At 57.8% G+C, this 14643-nt stretch carries 12 protein-coding genes; 8 read left to right on the forward strand and 4 right to left on the reverse strand.

Annotated elements, in window-relative coordinates:
* Both HMPREF1147_RS02425 and HMPREF1147_RS02430 read left to right on the forward strand, forming a co-directional pair.
* The coding region (locus HMPREF1147_RS02425) for a pyridoxal-phosphate dependent enzyme (protein ID WP_009657578.1) at nt 1-495 on the forward strand (495 nt) is incomplete at its 5' end.
* Nucleotides 496-736: 241 nt separating this feature from the next.
* The gene (locus HMPREF1147_RS02430; RefSeq protein ID WP_009657579.1) at nt 737-2401 is read left to right on the forward strand and encodes a methyl-accepting chemotaxis protein; all 1665 of its coding nucleotides are present in this window, start codon (nt 737-739) and stop codon (nt 2399-2401) included.
* Nucleotides 2402-2480: 79 nt separating this feature from the next.
* Here the strand turns inward: HMPREF1147_RS02430 and HMPREF1147_RS02435 are convergent, their stop codons facing one another.
* Complete coding sequence (locus HMPREF1147_RS02435) at nt 2481-3206, reverse strand: MATE family efflux transporter (RefSeq protein WP_009657564.1); 726 nt, start codon at nt 3204-3206, stop codon at nt 2481-2483.
* Between HMPREF1147_RS02435 and HMPREF1147_RS02440 the strand changes: the two genes are divergently transcribed.
* The 4 genes from HMPREF1147_RS02440 (at nt 3205) to HMPREF1147_RS02455 (ending at nt 6208) form a co-directional block, all read left to right on the forward strand.
* On the forward strand, nt 3205-4083 hold the full coding sequence (locus HMPREF1147_RS02440; RefSeq protein ID WP_232208035.1) for a substrate-binding domain-containing protein: 879 nt from the start codon (nt 3205-3207) through the stop codon (nt 4081-4083). The genes HMPREF1147_RS02435 and HMPREF1147_RS02440 overlap by 2 nt on opposite strands.
* Nucleotides 4084-4140: 57 nt before the next feature.
* A complete protein-coding gene (locus HMPREF1147_RS02445; RefSeq protein ID WP_009657562.1) occupies nt 4141-4572 on the forward strand; it encodes an EamA family transporter in 432 nt (143 codons plus the stop codon).
* A 195-nt stretch (nt 4573-4767) separates the two neighbouring features.
* On the forward strand, nt 4768-5502 hold the full coding sequence (locus tag HMPREF1147_RS02450) for a PepSY domain-containing protein (protein WP_009657576.1): 735 nt from the start codon (nt 4768-4770) through the stop codon (nt 5500-5502).
* 127 nt (nt 5503-5629) lie between these two features.
* The gene (locus HMPREF1147_RS02455; protein ID WP_009438257.1) at nt 5630-6208 is read left to right on the forward strand and encodes a phosphatase PAP2 family protein; all 579 of its coding nucleotides are present in this window, start codon (nt 5630-5632) and stop codon (nt 6206-6208) included.
* Nucleotides 6209-6297: 89 nt separating this feature from the next.
* On the opposite strand, the gene HMPREF1147_RS02460 is transcribed toward HMPREF1147_RS02455, so the two are convergent.
* A complete protein-coding gene (locus HMPREF1147_RS02460) occupies nt 6298-8274 on the reverse strand; it encodes a methyl-accepting chemotaxis protein (RefSeq protein WP_009657582.1) in 1977 nt (658 codons plus the stop codon).
* A 240-nt stretch (nt 8275-8514) separates the two neighbouring features.
* Complete coding sequence (locus tag HMPREF1147_RS02465) at nt 8515-10488, reverse strand: methyl-accepting chemotaxis protein (RefSeq protein ID WP_009657567.1); 1974 nt, start codon at nt 10486-10488, stop codon at nt 8515-8517.
* A gap of 557 nt (nt 10489-11045) precedes the next feature.
* Between HMPREF1147_RS02465 and HMPREF1147_RS02470 the strand changes: the two genes are divergently transcribed.
* Together HMPREF1147_RS02470 and panF are read left to right on the forward strand one after the other, a co-directional pair.
* Entirely contained in the window at nt 11046-11306 is a 261-nt protein-coding gene (locus HMPREF1147_RS02470; protein ID WP_009657581.1) for a DUF997 family protein, read from the forward strand.
* Nucleotides 11303-12748, forward strand: coding sequence for a sodium/pantothenate symporter (gene panF / locus HMPREF1147_RS02475; protein ID WP_009657584.1), 1446 nt, complete (start codon nt 11303-11305; stop codon nt 12746-12748). Before HMPREF1147_RS02470 ends, panF begins: the two co-directional genes overlap by 4 nt.
* Nucleotides 12749-13364: 616 nt before the next feature.
* On the opposite strand, the gene HMPREF1147_RS02480 is transcribed toward panF, so the two are convergent.
* On the reverse strand, nt 13365-14639 hold the full coding sequence (locus HMPREF1147_RS02480) for a glutathionylspermidine synthase family protein (RefSeq protein WP_009657561.1): 1275 nt from the start codon (nt 14637-14639) through the stop codon (nt 13365-13367).
* Nucleotides 14640-14643 lie beyond the last annotated feature (4 nt).

Genomic DNA, 14643 nt, shown 5'->3' on the forward strand with positions numbered 1-14643 from the left:
GGCTCGCCGGGCGGCGTCTCCTATGGACTCCGCCGCATCTACGGCGACGATGTGCACGCGTTCTTTGTCGAGCCGGCGACCTGCCCCTCCGTCCTCCTCGGCATCGCGACGCAGGCATTCGAGGGCGTGAATGTCCACGATTTTGGCATCTCGGGGCGCACCGAGGCGGACGGGCTCGCCGTGCCGTGTCCCTCGGGATTCGTCACGCGTCTCATGACGAATCAGGTCGCGGGCATCTTCACCGCCATCGATGCAAAACTCTATGATTATCTGCGCCTTCTCGACGCGAGCGAGGGCATCCGCATCGAGCCGTCGAGCTGCGCCGCATTTGTCGGGCCTCTGAACCTCCTTCGCCTGCCGGACGCCGCGGCATACTGCAAGGCGCACGACCTCACCCCCGCGCGCCTGGCGAACGCAACGCAGATTGCATGGGCGACGGGCGGCGGCTTCGTCCCCGAAGAGATGTGGACGGAGTACCTCGCGACGTATCAGTGAGAGAAACCATATACACCCCATATACAAATCAGGGCTTTTGATCGGCACAATGCATTGCCGATTAGAAAGCCCTGTTTTTATATTTTTTGATCGTAAGTGTCCCCGACGACACCACTCGCATACGCTTCAACTTGAATTTTATGTTTTACTGTGCTATTATCACAAAAGTATAATAGGAATCGGGCGCATGTTTTGCCCCGGCATAATAGCTTCACGTTATGCAAGAAAGGTTCTGAAAGCAATGTCTATCCGCGTCAAACTTCTCTCCATTCTCATCACGCTCTTCGTCTTCATCGTTGCGCTCGTGGGATTCAACTTCCACACGTTCGATGAGCTCAAGGGCGACTCGCCGATGGTGAACGCCTCCGGGTCGCTGCGCATGAAGGCGTATCAGCTCTCGTGGCTCTCCGCACGTCTTGTCTCGGCGGACGGCGCGGACGCCGATACGATCCGAAAAAATATTGAGGAATTTATCGCCCAGTACGACAAGATCCTCAAGGGGCTCGATGCGGGTGATCCTGCGCTGAACCTCACAAAGACGGAAGACCCCGCCGCACGCGCGCAGCTCGATGCGGTAAAACCGCGTTGGGAGGCCTACCGCGCGCAGATCACCGCCGTAATGAACGCGGACAGCCCCGAGGCGCGCGCAGCGGCGGATGCCAAAGTCGCCGCCTCCGTCGCGGACTACGTTGCCGAGGTCAATAAGCTCGTCGGGGCGTACGACGCCGCAAGTCAGGAAAAGATCGCCGCCTCCAAGACCGTACAGGAGATCGTCATCCTGCTCGCCCTCATCATCGTGGGCGGCGCATTCTTCGTCATTTTCACACAGATTCTGCGCCCGCTCGCCATGCTGACGCACTCTTTTGCGGATATCGCAGAGGGGGACGGCGATCTCACACAGCGGATGCACGCCGAGCGCGACGATGAGATCGGGCAGATCGTGCAGTATTTCAACAAATTTGTCGCGAATTTACAGACCATCATGCGCGGCGCACAGGACGCCGCCGAGCAGGTCTCCGCACTCTCGACGAACCTCTCGCAGGCGAGCAGCGAAAGCAGCCGTGCCGTCGAACATGTCGCGCACATCATTACGGATGTCGCGGGCGACGCGAACGCACAGAATGCAGACATGCAGGGGCTTGCCGACCGGGTCACTGCGATTGCGGGCAACATGACGCAGATGCTCGACTATGCGCAGCATTCGTCCGAACTCTCGGTCGGATCGAAGGAGAACGCGGAAGCGGGACGTACGAACGTCAGCAATGTCTCGGCGCAGACGGATCGCCTGCGCGGCATCGTTGACGAGATGAACGAAAATGTCCGGACGCTCACCCAATACGCCGAGGACATCAACCAGATCGTCGACATCATCAAGGAACTCTCCGGGCAGACCAACCTCCTCGCCCTCAACGCCGCCATCGAGGCCGCACGCGCGGGAGAGTCGGGACGCGGCTTTGCCGTCGTCGCCGAAGAGGTGCGCAAACTTGCCGAGAACTCCGGCAATGCCGCCGATGAGGTGACAAAAAAAATCGCCGACATCCGCGGTCAGGTCACGCAGACACGCACGGCAAACGACACGCTCGTGCGCGAGCTTGATGAGATCATCGCCGTCGTGAAAGGGCTCACGGGCGCTCTTGACACCATCTTGGAGAGCTCGCGCGCCAGTGCCGACGCCGTTGCCGAGATCAGTGCGCTCAGCCGCTCGACTTCGTCCGATACAAAGGACATGGAGACAACGACACAGGGCGTTGCAAAGAGCGCCACGCATATCGCGAGTCTCTCCGAGGACTCCGCCGCCGCCATCGAGCAGCAAACCGCTTCCATCGAAGAGTTCACCGCCACTGCCGAAAACCTCGCGCAGCTCGCAGCGAACCTTGAGGGGCTCGTCGGCAAGTTCAAGGTATGATATTGCAATCCCCGACACATAGAAAAGAGCGCAGGCAGCAATGCCCGCGCTCTTTTCTATGGCAGAACAGGTTCGCGTATCAGAGCTCTTTGGTCAGCCAAATGCCTTTGCCGATGCGGTACTCTGTCAAGAGCATCTTGAGCACCTCGTCGATCAGGAGCGCGCCCCATATCCCATAGAGCCCCATCCCGAGGGGAAAAGCTAAAACATATGCGATGCAGGAACGCAGAATCGCGCTGACAAAGAGCGAATACTGCGCGATGAAGCGGTTGTCCCCCGCCCCGCGCAGCGTCCCCGCGAGCACCTGCGCCTGCGTCTGCGGCACGATGAGAACGGCGACGATGGCGAGGATGCCCGTGCCGAGCATGGCGGCGTCCGCGTCTGCAATCATTGCGGAAAAAATTGTCCCGCGCAGCAGCAGGAGCGCGGCGGCGACGACGAGAGAGACGATAAGCCCCGACTTTTGCGCCGCTTTCATATAGAGACGCGCGAGGTCGCGGCGTTTCTCCCCGAGCTTTCGCCCGGCAAAGGACGCGCTTGCCGTGCTCATTCCTAGCCCGAAATAATAGTAGAGATCCCACAGGATGATGCAGTAGTGGTGCGTCCCGACGGCGACCGTGCCGAGGCTCCCGACCATGACGAGATCCGCGAGCAGAATGAGGTTGAGAAAGATGCCCTCGAGCGCCGTCGGCCATGCCACGCGCCAATAATCCCGGTACAGCGCCTTTGCCGGCGGGATATTGCCCTGTTTTTCACCTGCATCCAAATGGGATTCGAGTGCAAAGAACCGTGCGATCGGATTCATGTCCCGCTCCTTATACTTCCCTGCGGCAGTCTTACTCGCAGGGCGAAAGAGGAACCGTCACCGTATGCCCTGCGGCAGTCCGGCAGAATTCTACGTTCATCCGGTACACATCGCGGAACATGCGCTCCGTGAGGATGTCCTCGACAGCGCCCTCTGCGTACAGCTTCTTTTCGTGCAGGACGACGACCTTATCCGCGGCGGATGCGAGCAGGGACGCTGGCACATCAACTCAATCGAGACGTTTGACGACCGGCTGGCGATCGGCAATGTGAATTCCGCGCTCGGTAATTTCCTGCTGCCGGTCTACGTCGATTTTATGCGCGCCTATCCCCGGATCTCGGTACATGCCGCGATCGGGCATTTGTCGGATATTTTGCAGCAGCTCGCGGACGGTCTGATCGACGTTGCGATCAGCTATCGCCTCCCAAAAAGCAGTCGGATACGCAGCTGGGTCTGCGTCGACGAGGACTTCGTCTTTGTGGTCGGGCGTAAGGATCCCCTGGCGGAATATGAGAGCATTCATGTCAAAGGGCTCACGATCACGAACTTGATCATGCAGGATTGGGGCGGGGCATTTTCCGAGTGGTTCGACAGCATCATTCCGGCCAATCGGTTTTCCGGCTGCTATATGAGCAGCACGCCCGCGCTGATGGCGCTGGTCAAAGAAGGTCTCGGCACGGCGATTGTCACACGATCCACGGCGCAGGCATTTCTCACGGAGGGCTCGGTGCGCGAGATCCCCCTCATCGGCGACCCGCAGCCGCCGCGCTGGCGCACCTATATGTCGATCGCCGCCAAACAGCTGCACCGGCCGGCAATCAAAAAATGGATCGGCGTTATGAGGAACAACGGAATGCTTTTGGATGCGTGCATTTGACGATGAACCGTGCTATACTCACACCATGGGGATCAAGCAACAAAAGGGGGATGCACCATGAGCTCGTGGCTTTTCTATGCGCTGCTCTCGGCACTGTGCGCGGCATTCGTCTCCATCTTTGGCAAGATGGGCGTTGCGGGGCTTGATACAAGCGCCGCAACGGCAGTGCGCTCCGTCATCATGTCAGTCTTCCTCGTGGGCGTCGTGCTCGCAGAGGGCCATGCCGCCGACCTGCCGACGGTCTTTGCCGATAAAAAGGCGCTTCTCTTCGTCGCACTCAGCGGCATTGCGGGCGCGCTCTCGTGGCTCTTTTACTTTCTCGCGCTCAAGGACGGCGACGTCACACAAGTCGCGCCCATCGATAAGCTCAGCGTCGTCTTTGCCGTCCTCATCGCCCTGATATTTTTCGGCGAACACGTCAGCCTCATGCACGGCATCGCCATCGCCCTGATCGCGGCGGGCGGTCTGATGCTCGCCATTTTTCCATGAGATTTTATACTTAATACATACCGCACCGTATTGGTGCGTTTTTTGTACAAAAACAACCCGCAGCGAAGAATTTAGACATTCTTTTTCCTTTGTTTACGAATTGTTTATACCTCTCTCCTATACTATGTCTATCGACAGGGCGAGAACATCCCGCCCGACCGGAACAAAGTCATTATCATATAGGAGGAATACATCATGGAAATGGAAAACATCAAAAATGCAGCATCGGGTATCGTCACGAAGTCGCGTCTGAAGAAACTGGGCGCGCTCCTCGTGCTCGCGGCAGTCGTCACCGGCGGCGCATCGTACTACATGCACGAGCAAAAGATCGCGCATCGCACCGCCGCGGCCGCCGCACGGAGCGCGATGATCACCGCACAGGCAGAGCGCGAGAACGTCAGCCTCATCTCCGAGACGGAGGCGCGCTCGATCGCCGCAGCGGCAATCGGAAAGGACGAGAGCGCGCTGACCTTCCGCCGCGTGGAACTCGCCAATGCCGCCGACCGTGACGAGAAACGCGACAAGCACGACAAGCGCGATCAACACGACAAGGACAAAAAGCATGAAAAGGGAGAAAAACACAAAGAACGCCGTGACCGCGGCGACGTCACCCCCGAAGATTACTTCCGCCTCGTAGAGGCGCAGCGCGATCGCGGCATCGCCGCACAGGCGGCAAATGCCCCCGCTCCGCAGCCGGCAGGAGCTCCCGCAGCGCCGCCGCAGACCACCCCTGCGGATGCCGCACAGCCGCCCGTCGGCGTCCCTGCACCGATGCACGACGCCGCACCCGCCCCGCATATGGCCATGCCCGACGCGCGCCCCGCTTTCCTGCCCGTCTATAACGTCACCTGCACCGACGGCACGGTGAAGTACAAAGTCCGCATCGACGCCGCGACCGGCAATGTGCTCTCGAGCCGCGTTGACGACTAATCCCTCGGATACCGAAAATTAAAGAGCAACGCCGCGATCCCGCAGGCGACCGTCAGGCGCACTGCGGGTATCGTTTTGGGCAAAAAAGTTACATTTCATATGATTAGAATCGAGGGAAGCTTCACATATGGACATGATTCTTGGGGCGGATACGGCGGCAATCTTTTGGATACAGAACCACCTCGTACACCCGTGGCTCACCCCGTGGATGATCGGCGCCTCGTCGCTCGGCGATCTGCACGGACTCGGCATCATTTGGTGCCTCCTCGCAGGAGTGCTCATCTACACCCGTAAATACCGCCGCGTCGGCATCGCCGTCATCCTCGCACTGCTCTTTTGCCTCGTCGTCGGCGATCTCGCGCTGAAAAACCTCATCATGCGCGCGCGCCCCTGCGTCACATATCCACTCGTTACCGTGCTCGCGGACGGCGGTCCAACGAATTACTCCTTCCCGTCGGGGCATACCTTCGGCGCATTTGCAATGGCGTCGGCGCTTGCCTGCGGCGTGCGGCGCAGCATCGGCACGGTATTCCTTGCGCTCGCTGCGCTCATCGGGTTCTCACGGATGTATCTCTTCGTCCATTACCCGACCGACGTCATCGCCGGCGCCGCGCTCGGCATCTTCTTCGGTGTCGCCGCGTGGCGGCTTGCCGAGCGCATCCTGCGGAACTTCCCGCCCACGCTGATCTGCCGGTGTAAAAAGTAAATACGATCGACCGCATACAAAAAAGACCGCTCGATGGGGAGCGGTCTTTTTATCGTAACACAACGATGTGCTAAGGTCGCGCGTCGCTGCTAAAACTTAAATTTATTCGTGATATTTTGCAGATCCGTCGCTAGTGTCGCCAGACTCTGCGATGCGCTTGCGATCTCCTGACTCGATGCGGACTGCGATTCCGAGGAGCTGGAAATATTCTGCATGTGATCCGCCGTTGTTTTACTGATCTCATTGATATCGTCGACAGCATGAACAATATCCTCGGCTCCCGTCGATATGGTCTGCATGGCGTTGTTGATCTGTGCCATTTGTCCGTTGATCGTATCGACCATCTTCATGATGCTTTCGAACTGCGCGCCGACGTCATGAATCGCGGCTGTGCCTACCTGTACTTCCGATGTGCCGCTCTGCATCGCAGCGACGGCTTCGGCGGTATCGCGCTGGACGCCGGCGATGCGCTCTTTGATCTGTTCGGAGGCTTCACGGGACTGTTCAGCAAGCTTTCTTACTTCCTCTGCGACGACTGCAAAGCCGCGTCCGGTCTCTCCCGCGCGTGCCGCTTCGATGGCTGCATTGAGTGCAAGAAGGTTGGTCTGATCGGCGATACCGGAGATCGTGTCAACAATCTCGCCGATCTGCTTGGAGCTTTCGCCGAGTTTCTCGACGACTTCGGCTGAATGCAGAACGCTCTGCTCGATGCCCGCCATCTTCGCCATGGCCTCGTTCATAAGAGCTTCGCCCTTTTGCGCTGCGTCTGCAGTCGCAGCGGAGCCGGCGGCAACCTGTTTCGCATCGTCGGTCATACGGCGAATATCGCCGGATACGGTTTCGACACCGGCCTTTGCTCCGGAGACGTTCGTAAGCTGCCGTTGTGTACCGCTCGCGACCTCGACAACGGTGGAGGCAACATTTGTTGCGGATTCGGCCATCTGATGCGCGCCCGCGGTGAGCTCTTCGCTCGCCGCCGCGAGTTGCTCGGCGGTTCCGGCAACTTGCTTGATGAGACCGTTGATATTTTTCATCATAGTATTAAAGTTCGATGCAAGCCGACCGAGTTCATCCTTGGAGGTAACGGGGAGATCCGGGAGGTTCAGTTTCCCCTCTGCCAATGCACTGACATGGTGCATGAGGCGATCGGTCGCCCCCGTGATGGTAGACGCAAAGCGCAGAAGCACGAAAATAATGATGCCGACAAGCACGATACCGATGATGCTCATCACGGCGTAGGTCAGTTTGAGGCTGTTCAACTCGGCAAAAGCAATGGATTCCGGTACGGAAACGACGACGATCCAACCGTTTACAGGGACGGTGGCATAGGCGATAATCTGCTCCTCACCGTTCTCTTCCATTGTAAAGTAATCGGCTTTCTTTTGCAGCATCTCAGGAAAACGCGCTTTCAGAACCTCATTTTGGTCGAAGCGCTGCATTTCCTGCCCTTCGGAGGAGGCGAGGATGATACCGCTCGGATCGACGATCTCGGCCTGTCCCTGCCCGTGATATTTGAGATTCTTGATATGTTCGGCGAGCGGAGCAAGCGAAATGTCGACGCAGACAACACCCGCGACCGTATTATTTTTATCATTGTATGGAGCGATTGCCGAGACAAGGATCTTTTTGGTATTGAGGTCTTCATATGCCTTGGTAAATCCCTGTTTTCCAATTGCCTTGGCTTCGTTGTACCACGGGCGTTCGTGTGGATTGACCTGTCCCGTGGCATCGCCCGTCGTCCAGCGGATGTACCTGCCGCTTTCCGCACCGTGAATGATGTTAAGCACATCCTTATCGTCTGCGCCGAGACTAAGCATGCTTTGGTCAAACTGCTCAGGTCTGCCCGCATATTCGGTGAGGAGGTTTGCCGTGGCTTGAGCGATACGCCCTTTTTCGTTCAGCCAGCCGTTCAGCATTTCGCTCTCGACGGTCAACGTCGCCTTGATCTCGCCGGAGATGCTATTTTCGAGCGCGCTTTTCGCCTTGAAATAACCGATGCCACAAATCGCAACGACAAGTACCGCCATGAGAATTCCCGTCAGCAGAAGTTTTTGTTTGATCCCCACAATATATTCCTTCCTTCAAAAAATATGGAATCACTCTATCAGAGTCCCCCGACTCTATCGCGTTCCTTTTTTATTCTATATAATTCTCGCGGGTTAATCAAGCCCTTATGCATATTTAGAGAAAATTTACCGAGATATCTGTGAGAAAATGATTCGAAGCCATCGGATATGCGCGCAAAAAAAGGCACGGCGGGAAATCCCCGGCATGCCTTTGCGGAACCAATATTTAATCGAACCCGATTAGAATTTGAACTTATTCGTGGTATTCTGCAAGTCCGTCGCGAGCATCGCCAAACTCTGCGATGCGCTTGCGATCTCCTGGCTCGAGGCGGACTGCGACTCGGACGAGCTGGAGATGCTCTGCATATGGTCGGCGGTCTGCTCGGTGATTTCGTTGACCATGGTCGCAGATCCGACAATGTCGTCCATGCCTGTCTCGACGGTGTGAATGGCGCTGTTCATCTCAGTCATCTGCGTGTTGATCTCATCGACCATACGCATGATGTCCTCGAACTGCGCCCCAACGTCGCGGATGGCAGCGGAACCCGACTGCACCTCGGCGGTGCCGCTCTGCATGGCGGTAACTGCTTCGGCGGTATCGTGCTGGACGACGGAGATGCGCTCTTTGATCTGCTCGGCGGCTTCACGTGCCCCCTCGGCGAGCTTGCGCACCTCTTCGGCGACGACTGCAAAGCCGCGCCCCGACTCCCCTGCGCGCGCCGCCTCAATAGCGGCGTTGAGGGCGAGGAGGTTGGTCTGCTCTGCGATGGCAGAGATGGATTCGACGATCTCGCCGATCTGCTTGGAACTCTCGCCGAGTTTTTCGACAACCTCGGCGGATCGCAGGACGCTCTGCTCGATGCCGCTCATCTTTGTCATGGCTTCGTTCATGAGGGTTTCGCCCCGGGCGGCAGCATCCGCGGTGGAGGCGGAGCCGGCGGCGACCTTTTCCGCTTTTTCGCTCATGCGCGTGACGTCGCCCATGACGATACCGATGGTCTTCTTTGCGCCCGCAAGGCTCTCGAGCTGGCGATCCGTACCGCCCGCGACCTCAATGACGGTGGAGGCGACGGCGGTGGCGGATTCCGCCATCTGCTGCGCGCCTGCGGTGAGCTCTTCGCTTGCGGCGGCGAGCTGCTCGGCGGTTCCGGCAACCTGCTTGATGAGCGCCTTGATATTTTTGACCATACTGTTGAAGTTCTCAGCAAGGCGCCCGAGCTCATCCTGCGAGACAACAGGCAGATCGGGGAGGTTCAGCTCGCCCTTTGCGAGCAGTCCGACGTGGTGCATGAGGCGCTCGGTCGCTCCGGTAATGGACGATGCGAAGCGCAGGAGGGCGAAGAGGATGCCCGCAACGAGCAGGATGCCGATGATGCTCATGACCGTGTAGGTGGTCTTGAGCCCGGCAAGCTGCGCAAAGGCGACGCTCTCCGGGACGGCGATGCTGACGACCCAGCCGGTCGATGGGACGGTGGCGTACGCGATGATCTGCGACTGCCCGTCTTTTTCCATAATAAAGTAGCCATTTTTATTTTGCAGCATCTCCGGGAAGCGTACTTTGAGGACTTCGTTCTCGTCGACCTTGTGCAGTGCCTGCCCTTCGGAGGACGCAATGATCAGCCCGCTCGGGTCGACGACGATGCTCGCTCCGGTACCTTGGTATTTGACGGATTTGATGTGTTCCGCGAGGGCGTCAAGCGAGATGTCCGAGAGAACGGCGCCGCGGAACGTGCCGTCGATGCTGTAGGGAGCGACGGCGGAGATGATGGGTTTCTTCGTGGAGTTGTCCACGTAAACGGATGTGAAGAACGGTGCGCTCTTGGTCTTTGCCTCAAGATACCAAGGGCGGTTCAGCGGGTCAAACTCTCCGGTGATGTTGCCGTCGACCCAGCTGATGAAGCGCCCGTCCTCGGCGCCGTAGGCGAGGTCGATGAGATCTTTGTCGCCGGCGGCGAGGCTGACGATCTCACGGTTCATGACGACGGGATTGTCGCCCATGGCGGTGAGGAGGTTCGCCAGACTCTCGGTGCGCTGGAGTTTTTTCGAGATCCAGCTGTCGAGTTTCTCCGATTCAACGTGCAGGAGCGCGTTGATCTCGCCGGAGGTACTCTCCACGAGCGCTTCCTGTGCGCGGTAGTAGCCGATGCCGCAGATCGCAATAACGAGCAGCACCATGAGGGTTCCCATGAGAAGCAGTTTTTGCTTGATTCCCAAAATACATCCCTTCCTTTTCATTTCCATTTCTACACAACAATCGGGTGCGTCCCACAGCGTACCTGTCCCCGACATTTAATGCTATCCATTTTATATGATTTATATATTTAAATCAATCCCATACTTTAAGAAATTTAACAAATGTCATGAGAATTTTATAGAAACAATAAAAAGAACCGTGAAACGAGGAACGTTTCCGGTTCTTTTCGATCTATGATATTTGATTTTGCAGCCGAATGACACGGACGTTTCGATGCATAGCTAGGAATAAAGGCGCAGCCAAAACCTACGTCGACGAAGCGTTCGACGAAAATGACAACGCTAGGCGCGAAAATTCCGTGTCTCCCCACCGCAACCTACGCGGCGTGCAAGCTTTGATGCATAGCTAGGCATGAGGAGAATCCAAGCGAAGGCGTAGTTAAAGACCTACGTCGAATTCAGAAAAAATTTGCACACTATATCAACTTATGGTAGGATAATGCGGTATATTTTATTGGAAACTGCCGCGGACAGCATGTTGTTCTGCGTTCGACGGCGCGTGTTTTGAGGAGGAGTTTATGACAACCGAAGAGAGATGTGCGGACGCTATCGCGCGTGAGGCGAGGCGTACCGCAGCAGCAGGTGCTGTGTTCGCGGTGCTGTGGGTGCTGCTGGGCTTTGGGCTGGCGGATGCGGATATTTGGGTCGCGGGATTCCCGCTCTGGGCGATCACGTCGACAGTCGGCGTGATGGTGGTGGGGGCCCTGCTCGCGTTCTATCTTGCGCGCACGGCGGAGGATGTGCCCTTTGAGTCGCACGGAGAGGGGGCGCAGCGATGAATACGCTCTATGTGCTGCTGCCGCTGCTCTTTTTTATGGTCTTTATGCTCGCGCTCGGCATCTATGTGCGGCGACATGAAGGTGCGGGCGGCTTCCTCTCGGGCTACTTCGTGGGGGGGCAGTCGCTCGGATCGTTCGTGCTCGCGATGACGATGGTCGCGACGTACAGCTCTGTGAGTTCGTTCGTTGGGGGTCCCGGGATGGCGTACGAGATCGGCTTCGGCTGGATCTATATGGCGGTCATTCAGGCGGTGACGATTTTCCTCGTGCTCGGCATTTTCGGGAAAAAGGTGGCGCGCCTTGCCCGCCGCATTCACGCGGTGACGATCGTGGACATCATCCGGCACCGCTACCGTTCGGACGCGCTCGCGGCGCTGGCGGCATTTGCGATTGTGCTGTTCTTTGCGGCGTCGATGGTGGCGCAGTTCGTCGGCGGGGCACAGCTCTTTGCGGCGGTGACGGGATACAGCTACGAGCTGGGGCTGATTCTCTTCGGTGTGGTGGTCGTTGTCTATACGTCGATCGGCGGATTCCGTGCCGTTGCACTGACGGATACTTGCTGTGCGCTGGTGATGATGGCGGGGATCGTGCTGCTCTTTTACTATGTACTCGATGCAGGCGGGGGGCTTGCGGCGATCATGGAGACGCTGCGCACGGCGCATCCGGAGATGCTGACGCCGACGTCAGCGGGGCATATGCCGGTGTCGCTCTACATTTCACAGTGGCTGCTCGTGGGCGCGCTGACGATCGCGCTGCCGCAGTCGGTGGTGCGCTCGATCAGCTATCGGAGCAGCGGTGATATGAACCGGGCGATGATCATCGGGACGATCGTGATTTCCTTTATGAACATCGCGGTGAACCTCGTCGGTGTGCTCGGGCGCGGTGTGCTCATGGTTCCGGCAAAGGAACTCGGCGGCGTGGACAGTGTGATCCCGCAGCTGATGGCGTCGGTGATGCCGCCCGCGCTGCTCGGTTTTGCGATCATCGGCCCGCTCGCGGCGTCCATCTCAACGATCTCGGGCGTGCTCATCGTGGCGTCCTCCGCGGTGGTGAAGGATGTCTATCTCCATCACATGCAAAAACGCGGTCGGTTCGTCCCGGAAAAGACGCTGCGCCGTCTCTCCATGGGCATTACCGCCGCGCTGGGCATTATTGTGTTCATTCTCGCCATCGCGCCGCCGTCGCTCATCTGGCTCATCAATATGTTCGCGTTCGGTGGGCTTGAGACGGCGTTTTTCTGGGTGCTTGTCTTTGGTCTTTTTACGACGTGGGCGACGCGCACGGGTGCGCTCTGTGCCATGGGCGGCGGGACGCTCGTCTACTGCGTCGCGATGGCGGTGGGCTTTCGTCCGCTCGGTCTGCATCCCATCGCCGTCGGCATTACCGTCTCGCTCGCGTTTTTCCTCATCGGGAATATGCTCGAGCGGCGCACCCAGACTTGACAATTTGTATTGAGAAACGTATAATGAAGACACAAAAAGAGTGACAGCCGAGTGGTACCGTCGGTCACTCCCCAAATTTTTTAGGATTGAAGAAGAGCCGACATGAACCGCGTGGACGGTTCTTTTTCTATTGCGTCACGGACGCACTAGAACAGATATAATGCTGACAATCAGCGTCAGAGCAGCGATCGCAAGCGAAAGCTTCTCATACAGCGTCATGCGCATCACCTCCCGCGGGAGGCCCGAACCTCGTCTGCCACCTGCAAATATTGTAGCACATAGTTTCGTAGAACAGAAGTGTGCTTGACATTTTTTGTGTGGAACCGTATAATAATGGCATAAAAAGAGTGACAGCCGAGTAGTTCCGTCGGTCACTCCCCAAAATTTTTGTTTCTTGAAGAAGAGCCGACATGAACCGTGGACGGTTCTTTTTCTATTGCGTCATGGACGCACTAGAACAGATATAATGCTGACAATCAGCGTCAGAGCGGCGATCGCGAGCGAAAGCTTCTCATACAGCGTCATGCGCATCACCTCCCGCGGGAGGCCGAACCTCGTCTGTCACTTATAAGCATTATAGCACATATTTTCGCATATTGGAAGTCGCAATTTCCTCTTACTTCGTGCATACAAGGGGCACAAAATACGCCTCCGTGCCAGCGATTTCCTCCGGCGAGAAGCGCGCGCCGACCGCCGACGGCTCGCCCAGCAGCATAAAACAGGAGAGCGTGAGGTACCCGTCTTTCGTCCCCGAATCAACGGTATGCCGAACCTGCGGTTGACGGATGAAGTCCTGATACATCGCCTTGCGGCTCGTGCGGCAGACGATCTCATCATAGTTCTCGACGTATTTTTCAACGGCAGTCCGCGTTTGACTGCCGTTTTTTTGTACGACGCGGACGTTCCGTCCTTCGCGCCCCCAGATCTCCTTGCGGATATACGCTCCGTCCGCGAGCGCGCCGAAGTCGTCCTCGAAATAGGATGGGACGAGATACCGCCCGATGAGCGCGCATTCCTCCGCGGAGAAGAATTTGCGCTCCGCGGCGAGGGCATGAACGAGTGCCATAAAGGATTTGTTCTGCAAAACGATCGCCTCGGGCGGGTTCATCATCGCGAACTTTCCTTCCTTATAAAGATCGAGGAACATCGCGCCGAGCGGCTCGTCCTCATCCGTCCGCTCGTCAATCAGGATCTCCATCGGATGCAGTCGGTAGAGTGCTCCCGTATATGCATCGTCCGGCAGGGGGATGCCCTCCGCATCGATCTCCATGTCGTAGAACGAGAGGAAGCGGATGTCCGCCTGCGGATGCCCCTCCCGCATGAGCCGCTGCAAAAACAGGGTGGTCGCGAGATCTTCGGGATAGTCGTCAAAACAGGAGAACACGAAGGGCGCGTCCTCATCCGCGCCGCCGACGCATCGCTCCCACACATGCGAGAGAAAGACGCGCAGCTGCGCGAGCGCGCCCGCGTTCGGATCGCCTTTCCTGAAATATTCCGCCGCAACGGCGTTCGCATAGTAGCTCTCGATGATGAAACAGGGCGTGTCCGCGTTGATCTCCACCATGCGGATGCGCCCCGTCTCGTCGAGCACATAGTCAAGCCGCGCGAGCCATGTCGGCAGCCCGAACACGTTCGGCATGCGCAGATAGGGCAGCAGCTCCTCGGGCATGTCCATCGCGCGCGCGAAGTCGTCGGGCGCATCGCGGAACACCGCCGCCGCCTTGCAAAACACATGAAAAAGCCCCCGGGACGCCGCGCGCAGCTCCTCATAAAAGGAGTCGGGAAACGCCTGCGCCGTATGTGCGGGGTAGCGATCCGCATAGTCACCGTACTGAATATACGTGAAAATACGAGGATCGAGCCGATCGATATAGGTTGCGGATGCACTCATCATA

Origin of the sequence: Selenomonas sp. FOBRC9 (genome assembly GCF_000287655.1) — a bacterium.
In the GTDB taxonomy this organism is placed as follows: Bacteria; Bacillota; Negativicutes; order Selenomonadales; family Selenomonadaceae; genus Centipeda; species Centipeda artemidis.